Raw genomic sequence first — 13,018 nt, 5'->3', positions numbered from 1 at the left:
CCGAAGGAGGAAGGTGCTTCTCTCGCTTCCGGCGCCGATCGCCCCGATCGCCGCACACAGTCTCCTGGTCTTCTTGCTCCAGGTCGGTTCGCTGCTTCTGCTCGCCGTCGTGTTCGGACGGCTCGCCGTCCGGCTCGGAATGCCCGCCGTGGTCGGCGAACTGCTCGTCGGGGTGCTCCTCGGTCCCTCGCTTCTGGCTTGGGCCGCGCCGGGAGTGCACGGCTGGTTGTTCCCCGCCGTCGCCGAGCAGTACCACCTTCTCGACGCCGTCGGCCAGATCGGTGTCCTGCTGCTGGTCGGGCTCACCGGCATGCAGATGGACATGCGGATGGTCCGCCGTCGCGGTGGCGCGGCCGCGGGAGTCAGCTTCGGTGGCCTGATCGTTCCGCTGGGCCTGGGTATCGGCGCGGGTTTCGTGCTGCCCGAAGTGCTGATCCCCGACGGTACCGACATCACCGTCTTCGCGCTGTTCCTCGGCGTGGCGATGTGCGTCAGCGCCATCCCGGTCATCGCCAAGACCCTGATCGACATGAACCTGTTGCACCGCAACGTCGGGCAGCTCACGCTCGCCGCGGGCACGATCGACGACGCGTTCGGCTGGTTCATGCTGTCGGTCGTCAGCGCGATGGCGGTTCACGCGGTGACCACCGGCACCGTGCTCCTCTCCCTCGCTTACTTGATCCTCATCGTCCTCTTCGCGCTCACCCTCGGCAGGCCATTGGCCAGAGGCGCGTTGCGGGTCGCCGCCAAGTCCGAGGGGCCAGGGCTCACCGTCGGCGTCGTCGTCGTGCTGGTACTGCTCGCTTCGGCAGGCACCCAGGCACTCGGCCTCGAAGCGGTTTTCGGAGCTTTCGTCTGCGGCATCCTGATCGGCACCGCCGGCAAGGTCGATCCGGCCAAACTCGCCCCCCTGCGCACGGTCGTCCTGTCGGTCTTCGCACCGATCTTCTTCGCCACCGCGGGGCTGCGGATGGATCTCACCGCCCTGATCCGCCCACAGGTCCTGTTGACCGGGCTGGCGGTGCTCGCACTGGCCATCATCGGCAAGTTCGTCGGCGCGTACGCCGGCGCGCGGCTCAGCGGCCTGAACAAATGGGAAGGACTGGCGCTCGGCGCCGGGCTGAACGCGCGCGGGGTCATCGAAATCGTGGTGGCCATGGTGGGCCTGCGACTGGGCATTCTCAGCGTCGAGATCTACACGATCATCATTCTCGTCGCGATCGTCACCTCGCTGATGGCGCCGCCGATCCTGCGGTTCGCGATGAAGAGGCTGGAACAGACCGCCGAGGAACAGGTGCGGGAGAACGAACACCGGGCGTGGAACTCGCAACCGGCGGCGAGCCAGCAGGAGCAGCCGCTCTAGCGCTGTCCACTGTGGACGTCACTCATCCGCCGGTCGGGTGAATCCGGCGTCGAAAAAGAAGAATCCGGCAAGAAAAGGGGATTGGACGATCTGTTCCGCCGAGATCGGCCGAAGCTACCTTGTCAGAGGACATGGGGGTGGATGTATCGATGACGGTCCGTACCGCACCGGGCGGGGAACAGTCCGTTCGCCGGATCCCGGCCGATGGCCGCTCGACGACAGGGAGTCCTGTGATGCAGCCTTGCCTGGTGCCACCCGGCACGGTGCGTCCCCGCGACGATCACGACCACGCGGACCGCATCGCCTTGTCGGCCGCGACCACCGAAGGCGTGCAGATGCGCACCGAGGACGTCCGTACCTGGATCGCCGAACGCCGCGAGGCCAACGTCTTCCACGTCGAACACATCCCCTTCGCGGCGCTGGACCAGTGGCGGTTCGAAGGCGGCACCGGCAATCTGGTGCACAGTAGCGGGCGGTTCTTCGCCATCGAGGGGCTGCATGTGGTCGAACAGGACGGTCCGCACGGTGACGGCCCTTACCGCGAATGGTGGCAGCCGGTCATCAAGCAGCCCGAAGTGGGCATCCTCGGCATTCTCGCCAAGGAGTTCGACGGGGTCCTGCACTTCTTGATGCAGGCCAAGATGGAGCCCGGAAACCCCAATTTGGTGCAGCTCTCGCCGACCGTGCAGGCCACGCGCAGCAATTACACCAAGGCGCACGGCGGGACGAACGTCAAACTCATCGAGTACTTCGCCCCGCCCGACCCCGACCGGGTCATCGTCGACGTTCTCCAAGCGGAGCAAGGATCCTGGTTCTTCCGGAAGAGCAATCGCAACATGATCGTCGAGACCGACGACGACGTGCCGATGTGGGACGACTTCTGCTGGCTCACCCTCGGCCAGATCGCCGAGCTGATGTACGAGGACGAGACGATCAACATGAACGCGAGAAGCGTGTTGTCGTGTCTTCCTTACCACGACGAGGCGCCCGGCGCGTTGCTCTCCGACGTCCAGCTCCTGTCGTGGTTCACGAACGAACGGTCGCGGCACGACGTGCGTGCCACGCGCATTCCGCTCAAGGACGTGACCGGCTGGAAGCAGGGCGTCGAAGCGATCGAGCATGAAGACGGCCTCTACTTCAAGGTCCTCGCAGTCGCCGTGAAGGGCAGCAACCGCGAGAAGATCAGCTGGACGCAGCCACTGCTCGAATCGGTCGGGCTGGGGGTCGCCGCGTTCCTCATGCGCGAGATCGGCGGGGTGCCGCACGTTCTGGTCCACGCCAGGGTCGACGGCGGTTTCGTGGACACGGTCGAGCTGGCGCCGACCGTTCAGTGCACGCCACAGAACTACGCGCATCTACCCGCGGAGAGCCGCCCGCCCTTCCTCGACGCCGTTCTCGACGCGCCGCCGTCGCGGATCCGCTACGAGGCGATACATTCCGAAGAAGGCGGCCGCTTCCTCAACGTCAGGGCCCGCTATCTCGCGGTCGAGGCGGAAGAGATGTTCGATCCGCCGCCCGGCTACGCCTGGGTCACCCCGGCCCAGCTCACCGCGCTCACCCGGCACGGGCATTACGTCAACGTCGAGGCCCGCACGCTCCTCGCCTGCCTCAACGCCGCGTCGGCACAGCCCCGGCGAGGTGCGTGACATGAAGACGATCACCGTCCTCGGCGCGTCGGGCTTCGTCGGCTCGGCCGTCACGCGCGCACTGGCGCGGCGGCCGATCCGGTTGCGAGCGGTGGCACGCAGGCGTTTCACGCCGCCGCCCGGCCGGGCCGAGAGCACCGTCGTCGCCGCCGATCTCACCGACCGTGCCGCGCTCGCCGACGCCGTCGCGGGTTCGGACGCCATCGTGTACCTGCTCTTGGCGGACGGCGGATGGCGTGCGGCGGAGGGCGCGGAACGCGTGAACGTCGGCGTGATGCGGGACCTCGTCGAAGTCGTCGGCGGAGACGGGGAGCCTCCGTTGGTGCTGTTCGCCGGTAGCACCACGCAGGTCGGAGTGCCGCCGAGGGAGCCGCTCGACGGGAGCGAGCCCGATCATCCGGCGACCCCCTACGACGTGCAGAAGCTGGCGGCGGAAGAGATCCTCAAAAAGGCAACGGTCGAAGGCGCCGTCCGCGGTATCAGCCTCCGGCTGCCGACGGTCTTCGGCGAGAACACGGTGGAAGGCGGCAACCACGACCGCGGTGTCGTGTCCGCCATGGCGCGGCGCGCGCTCGACGGCCAGGCGCTCACCGTCTGGGGCGACGGCACGGTGCGCCGCGACCTGCTCCACGTCGAAGACGTCGCGGCGGCGTTCACGGCGGCACTGGATCACCCGGATCCCTTGGTGGGCGGCCACTGGCTGCTCGGGGCGGGCCGGGGCGATCAGCTGGGTGAGGTCTTCCGGCTCGTGGCGAGGGAAATGGCCGGACAGACCGGAGCGGACCCGGTCGAGGTGACCTGTGTGGAACCACCGGCACACGCGCCCGAAACGGACCTTCGCAGCATCACCATCGATTCCACCTCCTTCCGGGCGATCACCGGCTGGCGCCCGGAGATCTCACTGTCCGACGGGGTGCGTCGCACCGTCGCCGCTTTGACGTCATCAGTTCAGGGAAGGGTTCGCACATGACCACGCGTGTATGGGATTACCTGGCGGAATACCGGGCCGAACGGCTCGACCTGCTGGACGCGGTCGAGACGGTCTTCGATTCGGGGCAGCTCGTGCTCGGCGCGAGTGTGCGCGGTTTCGAGTCGGAATTCGCCGCGTACCACGGTGTCGGGCACTGTGTCGGCGTCGACAACGGGACGAACGCGATCAAACTCGGCCTGCAGGCGCTGGGCGTCGGGCCGGGCGACGAGGTCATCACGGTGTCGAACACCGCGGCCCCGACCGTGGTCGCCATCGACGGCACCGGTGCGACCCCCGTCTTCGTCGACGTCCGCGAGGACGATTTCCTGATGGACACCAGCCAGGTCGAAGCCGCGATCACCGAGCGGACCAAATGCCTGGTGCCCGTGCACCTGTACGGCCAGTGCGTGAACATGGCCCCGTTGAAGGAACTCGCGGCGAAGCACGGCCTGTCCATTTTGGAGGACTGCGCCCAGGCGCACGGTGCCAGGCAGAACGGGACCGTCGCGGGTTCGACCGGTGACGCGGCCGCGTTCTCCTTCTACCCCACCAAGGTGCTCGGCGCCTACGGTGACGCCGGCGCGACCATCACCGCCGACGAAACCGTGGACCGACGGCTGCGGCGGTTGCGCTACTACGGCATGGACAAGCAGTACTACACGCTGGAAACGCCCGCCCACAACAGCCGTCTCGACGAGATCCAGGCGGAGATCCTCCGGCGCAAGCTCAAGCGGCTGGACACCTACATCGCCGACCGTCGGGCCATCGCGCAGCGCTATGTCGAGGGGCTCGGTGACACCGAACTGAAGCTCCCGCGGACGGTCCCGGGCAATGAGCACGTGTACTACGTGTACGTCGTGCGCCACCCGCGACGTGACGACATCATCGAGCGCCTCAAGGCGTACGACATCCACCTGAACATCAGCTACCCGTGGCCGGTGCACACCATGACCGGGTTCGCCCACCTCGGCTACGAGAAGGGCTCGCTGCCGGTGACCGAGAAGCTGGCCACCGAGATCTTCTCGCTGCCGATGTACCCCACGTTCTCCCCCGACCTCCAGGACAAGGTCGTCCACGCGGTCCGCGAAGTGCTGTCCACCCTCTGACCGCTCCACCATCAGGAGTAGCCGTGCAAGCACGCAAACTCGCCGTCGAGGGTGCGATCGAGTTCACCCCTCGGGTCTTCCCCGACGACCGGGGCCTGTTCGTCTCGCCGTTCCAGGAGGAGGCCTTCGCCGAAGCCCAGGGCGGCCCGCTTTTCCGCGTGGCACAGACGAACCAGAGCCTGTCCAAACGCGGCGTGGTGCGGGGCGTCCACTACACCACGACGCCACCGGGTACCGCGAAATACGTCTACTGCGCGCGCGGCCAGGCCCTGGACATCGTGGTCGACATCCGGGTCGGCTCGCCGACGTTCGGCCGGTGGGACGCGGTTCTGCTGGACCAGAAAGACCATCGATCGGTGTACTTCCCCGTGGGCGTCGGCCACGCGTTCGTGTCGCTCGAAGACGACACCACCATGTGGTACCTGATGTCCACGGCTTATGTGGCGCAGAACGAACTAGCCCTCTCCGTGCTGGATCCCGCGCTGGGGCTGCCCATCGACGTCGGCGCCGGCGTCGAACCGCTCCTGTCCGACCGGGACCGGGTGGCCGTCACCCTCGCCGAGGCGGAGCGGCAGGGGCTGCTGCCCGACTACGCCACCAGTCTGGAGCTCGAACGGCAGCTGTCGGGCGTTCCGCTCGGGGCCTGACGTCACGACTTTCGAGACGGTAGTGGCCGGGCCGTGAAGGGCTCCGACTGTCGTGAGTGGCGATTCGGGTTAGAACCCGAATCGCCACTCACGACCGCCACGGTGGCCCCTTGGACGACATTGACCGTCGAGTTCGGACAAGCCTACTTTCGAAATACCCAGCGATATCAGGAAAGGTGAGAGCAATGCCCGCTGCGCAGTACAAGCAGCCGCTTCGAAGCAAGCTCAGAACATGGGGGTGGATGTATCGATGACTACCATTGCCGAACCCGCTGAAGACTTGTCCGTCCACAACGGACTCACCGAGATCACCCGGTTCGCCGGGGTGGGCACCGCGGTTTCCACCACGTCCTACTCGCAGTCCGAGCTCCTGGACATCCTCGACGTAGCGGACCCCAAGATCCGCTCGGTCTTCCTGAACAGCGCGATCGATCGACGCTTTCTCACCCTTCCGCCGGAGAGCCCGGGCGGGGGACGCGTCTCGGAACCACAGGGTGACCTCCTCGACAAACACAAGCGGATCGCCGTCGACATGGGATGCCGGGCGCTCGAAGCCTGCCTGAAGTCGGCGGGAGCGACGCTTTCGGACCTGCGCCACCTTTGCTGTGTCACCTCGACCGGCTTCCTGACGCCCGGACTGAGCGCGCTGATCATCCGTGAGATGGGGATCGACCCGCACTGCAGCCGTTCGGACATCGTCGGCATGGGCTGCAACGCCGGCCTGAACGCGCTGAACGTGGTCTCGGGCTGGTCCGCGGCGCACCCGGGTGAACTCGGCGTCGTCCTGTGCAGTGAGGCGTGTTCCGCCGCTTACGCGCTGGACGGCACCATGCGGACCGCGGTGGTCAACAGCCTGTTCGGCGACGGATCCGCGGCCCTCGCCGTGATTTCCGGCGACGGGCGCGTGCCGGGCCCGCGGGTGCTGAAGTTCGCGAGCTACATCATCACCGACGCGGTCGACGCGATGCGCTACGACTGGGACCGCGACCAGGACCGGTTCAGTTTCTTCCTCGACCCGCAGATTCCTTACGTGGTCGGTGCGCACGCCGAAATCGTCGTCGACCGGCTCCTGTCCGGTACGGGACTGCGCCGCAGCGACATCGGCCATTGGCTGGTGCATTCCGGCGGCAAGAAGGTGGTCGACGCGGTGGTCGTCAACCTCGGCCTGAGCCGGTACGACGTCCGCCACACCACCGGTGTGCTCCGCGATTACGGGAACCTTTCCAGCGGCTCTTTTCTCTTCTCCTACGAGCGGCTCGCCGACGAGGACGTCGCCCGCCCCGGAGACTACGGCGTGCTCATGACCATGGGGCCTGGCTCCACAATCGAAATGGCGCTTATCCAATGGTGACGCGTAATGAAGTGAACGGTGAACTGGTGCTGCGGTTCGACGGCTCCCGGCCGTTGTCGGCGGCGGTGGTCGAGGAGCTCGGCGCCCTCTGCGATCGGGCCGAAGACCAGCGGGAACCGGGTCTGGTCACCGTTCACGTCACGGGAGCCCCGCCCGCCGACTGGACGAAGGGGCTCGCGGTCGGCCTCGTCTCCAAGTGGGAACGGGCCGTGCGCCGGTTCGAGCGCTTGGGCAGGCTCACCGCCGCGGTGGCGTCGGGGGAGTGCGCCGGACCGGCACTGGACCTCGTCCTCGCCGCCGACGTCCGGATCGCCGAGCCGGGGACCCGGTTGCGGCTCGCTTCCGTCGGCGACGCCACCTGGCCGGGGATGACCGTCTACCGGCTCACCCAGCAGGCGGGTGCGGCGGGTATCCGGCGGGCCGTGCTGCTCGGCGCCCCGATCGGGACCGAACGCGCGCTCGCCCTCAACCTGATCGACGAGGTGTCCGACGACCCGGCGAAGACGCTGGCGGAGTTGGACAGTGTCACGGACGGGGCGGAGCTGGCGATTCGCAGGCAGCTGATCTTCGAAGCTGGCTCGACCACCTTCGAGGAGGCGCTCGGTGCGCACCTGGCCGCGGCGGACCGGGCGTTGCGACGGGAAGCCAAGCCGTGACAACGGATTCTCCCGCGATGTCGCCTTCGCCGGGGCTCGACCACCGAGCCCTGGCGGAGGCGGCGCGGCGAGCAGACGAGCTGCTCGCCGGACTGCCGTCGCCTCCCGCCCGGACGGACGCGCAGCGCGACGCGGCGTCCTCGGCGCTGGACGGGATCAGGACACTGCGCACGGACTTCGTGGCGGCGCACGCCGAGGAGATCTACGACGCGCTCACCGACGGCCGGACCCGGTACCTGCGCGTCGACGAACTCGTCCGGGCCGCCGCACTGGCCTATCCCGGCCTGGTGCCCACGGAAGAACAGATGGCGGCCGAGCGCTCGCGACAGCAGGCGGAGAAGGAAGGGCGCGAGATCGATCAGGGCATCTTCCTGCGCGGGATCCTGCGTGCGCGGGAGGCAGGCCCTCATCTGCTCGACGCCATGCTGAGGCCCACCGCCAGGGCGCTGGCTCTGCTGCCCGAATTCGTCGAGACCGGTGTCGTGCGGATGGAGGCCGTCCGGCTGGAGCGCCGTGACGGTGTCGCGTACCTGACCCTGTGCCGGGACGACTGCCTGAACGCCGAGGACGCCCAGCAGGTCGACGACATGGAGACCGCGGTCGACCTGGCGCTGCTCGACCCGTCCGTCCGGGTGGGGATGCTGCGCGGCGGCGAGATGAGCCATCCTCGCTATCAGGGACGCCGGGTGTTCTGCGCGGGCATCAACCTCAAGAAGCTGAGCTCGGGCGACATCCCCCTCGTCGATTTCCTCCTGCGGCGGGAACTGGGCTATATCCACAAAATCGTTCGCGGCGTCCGCACGGACGGTGCGTGGCACTCGCGGTTCGTCGACAAGCCCTGGATGGCGGCGGTCGATTCCTTCGCCATCGGCGGCGGGGCCCAGCTCCTGCTGGTCTTCGATCACGTGATCGCGGCTTCCGACTCCTACTTCTCCTTGCCCGCGGCGACGGAGGGGATCATTCCCGGGGCGTCGAATTTCCGGCTTTCCCGGTTCACCGGGCCGAGGGTGGCCCGGCAGGTGATCCTCGGCGGCCGCCGGATCCAGGCGAACGAGCCGGACGCGCGGCTGCTCGTCGACGAGGTCGTCCCGCCGGAGGAGATGGACGCGGCGATCGAGGGCGCGCTGGCCGGACTCGACGGGGACGCGGTGCGGGCCAACCGGCGCATGGTGAACCTGGCCGAGGAACCGCTCGAAGGATTCCGCGGGTACATGGCCGAATTCGCCTTACAGCAGGCGTTGCGCATCTACGGCGCGGACGTGATCGGCAAGGTGGGCGGCTTCGCGGGGGGATCGCGATGAGCGAAACCGTGGTGCGGTACGAAAAGAAGGACCACGTCGCCTACGTGACGATGGACCGGCCCGAAGTGCTGAACGCGATGAACCGGCGGATGCACGAAGAACTCGCCGGGATCTGGGACGACGTCGAGGCCGACGACGACATCAGGGCGGTGGTACTGACCGGTGCCGGAGACCGGGCGTTCTCCGTGGGACAGGATCTCAAGGAACGCGCGCGGCTCGACGAGTCCGGCCTGCCGCCCTCGACGTTCGGCAGCGGGGGCCAGCCGGGTCATCCGCGGCTGACGGACCGGTTCACCCTGTCGAAACCGGTGGTCGCCCGGGTGCACGGCTACGCGCTGGGTGGCGGCTTCGAGCTGGTGCTCGCCTGCGACCTCGTCATCGCCTCCGCGGACGCGGTCTTCGCCCTGCCGGAGGTCCGGCTCGGCCTGATCGCCGGGGCGGGCGGGGTGTTCCGGCTGCCGCGGCAGCTGCCACAGAAGGTGGCGATGGGGTATTTGCTGACCGGGCGCCGGATGGACGCGGCCACGGCATTTCGATACGGACTGGTGAACGAGGTCGTACCGCCCGCCGAATTGGATCGGTGCGTCGCGGAATGGACCGACAGCCTGATGCGCGGTGCCCCGCTTTCGATTCGCGCGATCAAGGAGGCCGCCTTGCGGTCGGCCGATCTCCCGCTCGAAGAGGCGTTCACCACTTCGTATTTCTGGGAAGAACGCCGTCGGCGGAGTGCGGACGCGATCGAAGGGCCCCGTGCCTTCGCCGAGAAACGGGATCCGATGTGGACGGGGCGCTGGTCGTGAATGATTTGGGTCGTTGGAACGACCCGAATCACTCACGAGCCGGAGAGATTTCTGATGACAACAATCGCCGCCGCGGCAGATCTCGACAATCAGCGCATCGACCGCATGGTCCCTCTCGTCACCCCGGCCTTGTTGCACCATGAATTGCCACTCAGCGCCACCGCGGCCGACACGGTGCGGGAAGGGCGCGAAAACGTCGTTCACGTCCTCGACGGTGAGGACGACAGACTGCTCGTGATCGCCGGCCCCTGCTCGGTGCACGATCCCGCCGCGGCACTCGAATACGCCGACCGCCTCGCCACCATCGCCGGCCGGTTCGCCGACGACCTCCTGATCGTCATGCGGGTGTACTTCGAAAAACCGCGCACGGTCGGTGGCTGGAAGGGGCTCATCAACGACCCTCACCTCGACGGCACCGGCGACGTCAACCAGGGGCTGCGCATCGCGCGCGACCTCCTCCTCGAACTCGCCGAAGGCGGCTTGCCCGTCGCGTGCGAATGGCTGGACACCACCATCCCGGCTTACCTCGCCGACGCCGTCTCCTGGGGCGCGATCGGCGCCCGCACCGTGGAAAGCCAGAACCACCGCATGCTCGCCAGCGGCCTGTCGATGCCCGTCGGTTTCAAGAACCGCCGCGACGGCGATGTCACCGTCGCCGTCGACGCGATCCGTGCCGCCGAGGCCCGCCACGTCGTCCCCGGCGTGGACCCCGGTGGCCTGCCCGCCATCCTGCACACCGTCGGCAATCCCGACTGCCATGTGGTCCTGCGCGGCGGCAACAACGCGCCCAACCACAACCCGGCGTCCGTCCGCGCGACCCTCACCGCCCTCCAGAACGCCGGCCTGCGGCGGCGCGTCGTGATCGACGCCAGCCACGACAACAGCCGGAAGGACCATCTCCGGCAACCGATCGTCGCCGAACAGATCGCCGAACAGGTCAGGACCGGCCAGCGCGGCATCGTCGGCGTCATGCTGGAATCCAACCTCCAGGCAGGCCGCCAGGACCTCCACCCGGACCGGCCGCTCACCTACGGGCAATCCATCACGGACGCCTGCATCGACCTGGCCGCCACCCAGAACGTTCTCCAGACCCTCGCCACGGCGACCGCCGCCCGCCGACGACGCGGCCGGTAGAGAGGCCTTCAGCTCACCTGGCGTCGGCTCCCGGGGGAGGGGCGATGGCGTCGAGCAGTGCCAGCTCGTCCTCGCCGAGCCGGATGGCGCCCGCCGCGACGTTCTCCTCCAGGTGCGCGGGGACGCCGGTGCCGGGAATGGCGAGCACATGCGCGCCGCGGTGCAGCGTCCAGGCGAGCCGGATCTGCGCCGGGCTCGCGCCGTGCGCGTCGGCGACCTTCGCGACTTCGGCCTGTCCGGGAACGGCGCCGTCGTGCGAGGCGGCGCCGGGAACCGAGGTCGTGACGGCGAAGAAGGGCACGAACGCGATGTCGTGCTCGGCGCACAGATCGACCAGGGCGTCGTCTTCCCGGTCGGTCAGGCCGTACCGGTTCTGCACACAGACCACCGGCGCGATCGTCTGAGCCTCGGTCAGCTGCTCGGCCACGATGTTGGAGATGCCGAGGTGGCGGATCAGCCCGGCTTCGCGCAGGTCCGCGAGCGCGCCGAAATGCTCGGCGATCGATCCGGGTTCTTTGCCCATCGCGGCGCCCCAGCGCAGGTTGACGACGTCGAGGTGGTCGCGGCCGAGCTGCCGGATGTTCTCTTCGACCTGGCCGCGGAGCTGCTCGGGACGCGCGAACGAGAACTCGCCGTCCCGGGAGCGGCCCGCCCCGACCTTCGTGGTGATCACGAGGTCTCCGGGATAGGGCTGGAGCGCGGTGCTGATCAACTCGTTCGCCGAGCGCGTGGGGGTGAAGTAGAACGAGGCGGTGTCGATGTGGTTGACGCCGAGTTCGATCGCGCGTCGCAGGACGGCGATCGCGTCCTCGCGGCTCTTGGGTTTCTCGTCCCAGGGCATCCCGGTCAACCGCATCGCGCCGAGGCCGAGCCGGTTGACGGTGCGGTCGCCGAGTCGCCACGTACCCGCGGCGTCGTGCTGGATGTTCGTCATGGGGACCAGCGTCGCGACGGGGCGGGAGGAAGTCAGGAAATGGCAACAAGCTGCCAAGTGGTCGCGAAGGCCGGGCAGGATGGGGTCATGCGGACTGACGACGGCATCACGCGGGCAGGGGACGCGGTCACGGTCGTGCGCGGTGAAGAGGAGCTGTTCCGGCGGGTGGGGCACCTGTTCGCCACCGTGACCGATCTGGCGTGCGCCGCCAACGACCTCGCGACCTGGGTCGCCGACAGCAGGCCCGGCGAGATCCCCGCGGCGGCGCGACGCCGTTCGGCCGACCTGCGGATCCGCAAGATCTACCGGTCCAGCGTGCTGCTCGACCCCGCGTCCGCGCGGGAACTCGCGCACCGGCGCGACACTTTCGGGGCGCGGATCCGCATCACCACCGAGGACCTCAACGAGACGATCATCATGGACGGCAGGCTCGTGATCCTGGCCGGCGACCTCACCGCGCGGCAACGCGGCTACAGCGTCATCACCCAGCCCGAAACCGTGCAGGGCGTGATTTCACTGTTCGAGACGGCCTGGCGCTCGGCGACCGATCTCGCCGTCTTCGACGCGCAGGTCTCCGAAATCCGTCAGCTCGCGCCCGCCGTGCTGGACCTGCTCGGCAGCGGGGTCAAGGACGAAGCCGCCGCCCGGTCCCTCGGCCTCGGCGTGCGTACCTACCGCCGCCGGGTGGCGGAACTGATGTCCGCGCTGGGTGCGGAGTCTCGTTTCCAAGCGGGTGTACGGGCACGGGAGCTTGGCTTGGTTTGAGGGTTACGTTCAGGGCTCGTGAGTGATTTGGGTCGTTCTAACGAACCGGCTCTCAGGCACCTACTCGTGGCCTGCGGTCTTGTCGAGCGAAGTACATGATGGCCCCCTTCCTTGCGCCAGGCGCAAGGAAGGGGGCCATCATGTACTGGGGAAGGTGTGACCGGAACTTTGAGGGACCCAGAGTCCCTCAAGGAGTCCTGCACGGACCGGCCGCTACCGAACTCGCCCCGTAGGTATCTAAAACACGTTTGTGGAGCTGCCCCCGCGATGCGGACACCTTGATTCCAGACGCTGGTCTGGAGGGAGGATGTCCTGGTGCCTCGCAGGTCGAAGTATCCGGAGCAG

Annotated in this window: 12 protein-coding genes; 11 read left to right on the top strand and 1 reads right to left on the bottom strand. The window is 68.1% G+C overall.

Features of this window, described 5'->3' with window-relative positions; all coding sequences use genetic code 11:
- Nucleotides 1–13: 13 nt before the first annotated feature.
- From ACZ54P_RS33890 to ACZ54P_RS33845, 10 genes are all read left to right on the top strand, one after another.
- Nucleotides 14–1,363 carry a cation:proton antiporter gene (locus ACZ54P_RS33890; protein ID WP_465465683.1) on the top strand — a complete coding sequence of 450 codons (1,350 nt, stop codon included), beginning with the start codon at nt 14–16 and terminating at the stop codon, nt 1,361–1,363.
- Nucleotides 1,364–1,596: 233 nt separating this feature from the next.
- Nucleotides 1,597–3,009, top strand: coding sequence for an NDP-hexose 2,3-dehydratase family protein (locus ACZ54P_RS33885; RefSeq protein WP_465465754.1), 1,413 nt, complete (start codon nt 1,597–1,599; stop codon nt 3,007–3,009).
- A 1-nt stretch (nt 3,010) separates the two neighbouring features.
- Complete coding sequence (locus ACZ54P_RS33880; RefSeq protein ID WP_465465682.1) at nt 3,011–3,979, top strand: NAD-dependent epimerase/dehydratase family protein; 969 nt, start codon at nt 3,011–3,013, stop codon at nt 3,977–3,979.
- Entirely contained in the window at nt 3,976–5,085 is a 1,110-nt protein-coding gene (locus tag ACZ54P_RS33875) for a DegT/DnrJ/EryC1/StrS family aminotransferase (RefSeq protein WP_465465681.1), read from the top strand. Before ACZ54P_RS33880 ends, ACZ54P_RS33875 begins: the two co-directional genes overlap by 4 nt.
- Nucleotides 5,086–5,108: 23 nt before the next feature.
- The gene (locus ACZ54P_RS33870; RefSeq protein ID WP_465465680.1) at nt 5,109–5,732 is read left to right on the top strand and encodes a dTDP-4-dehydrorhamnose 3,5-epimerase family protein; all 624 of its coding nucleotides are present in this window, start codon (nt 5,109–5,111) and stop codon (nt 5,730–5,732) included.
- Nucleotides 5,733–5,982: 250 nt separating this feature from the next.
- Nucleotides 5,983–7,083 carry a 3,5-dihydroxyphenylacetyl-CoA synthase DpgA gene (dpgA, locus tag ACZ54P_RS33865; protein ID WP_465465679.1) on the top strand — a complete coding sequence of 367 codons (1,101 nt, stop codon included), beginning with the start codon at nt 5,983–5,985 and terminating at the stop codon, nt 7,081–7,083.
- 11 nt (nt 7,084–7,094) lie between these two features.
- Nucleotides 7,095–7,739 (top strand): enoyl-CoA-hydratase DpgB, encoded by a 645-nt coding sequence (dpgB, locus tag ACZ54P_RS33860; RefSeq protein ID WP_465465678.1) that lies wholly within the window; start codon nt 7,095–7,097, stop codon nt 7,737–7,739.
- A 17-nt stretch (nt 7,740–7,756) separates the two neighbouring features.
- Entirely contained in the window at nt 7,757–9,040 is a 1,284-nt protein-coding gene (dpgC, locus tag ACZ54P_RS33855; RefSeq protein WP_465465677.1) for a (3,5-dihydroxyphenyl)acetyl-CoA 1,2-dioxygenase DpgC, read from the top strand.
- Nucleotides 9,037–9,840: an enoyl-CoA-hydratase DpgD gene (gene dpgD, locus ACZ54P_RS33850; protein WP_465465676.1), complete on the top strand. Its 804-nt coding sequence runs from the start codon at nt 9,037–9,039 to the stop codon at nt 9,838–9,840. Before dpgC ends, dpgD begins: the two co-directional genes overlap by 4 nt.
- 54 nt (nt 9,841–9,894) lie before the next feature.
- Nucleotides 9,895–10,974, top strand: coding sequence for a 3-deoxy-7-phosphoheptulonate synthase (locus ACZ54P_RS33845; protein ID WP_465465675.1), 1,080 nt, complete (start codon nt 9,895–9,897; stop codon nt 10,972–10,974).
- Nucleotides 10,975–10,987: 13 nt separating this feature from the next.
- Here ACZ54P_RS33845 and ACZ54P_RS33840 read toward each other — a convergent pair whose 3' ends face one another.
- Nucleotides 10,988–11,908 (bottom strand): oxidoreductase, encoded by a 921-nt coding sequence (locus ACZ54P_RS33840; RefSeq protein ID WP_465465674.1) that lies wholly within the window; start codon nt 11,906–11,908, stop codon nt 10,988–10,990.
- Nucleotides 11,909–11,995: 87 nt separating this feature from the next.
- Here ACZ54P_RS33840 and ACZ54P_RS33835 point away from each other — a divergent pair, with 87 nt between their 5' ends.
- A complete protein-coding gene (locus ACZ54P_RS33835; protein WP_465465673.1) occupies nt 11,996–12,673 on the top strand; it encodes a DNA-binding response regulator in 678 nt (225 codons plus the stop codon).
- Nucleotides 12,674–13,018: the final 345 nt, after the last annotated feature.

The organism is Amycolatopsis sp. NPDC034160, from assembly GCF_055575355.1.
The sequence above is the reverse complement of the archived record's forward strand: the minus strand, read 5'-3'. Positions and strand labels throughout refer to the sequence as shown.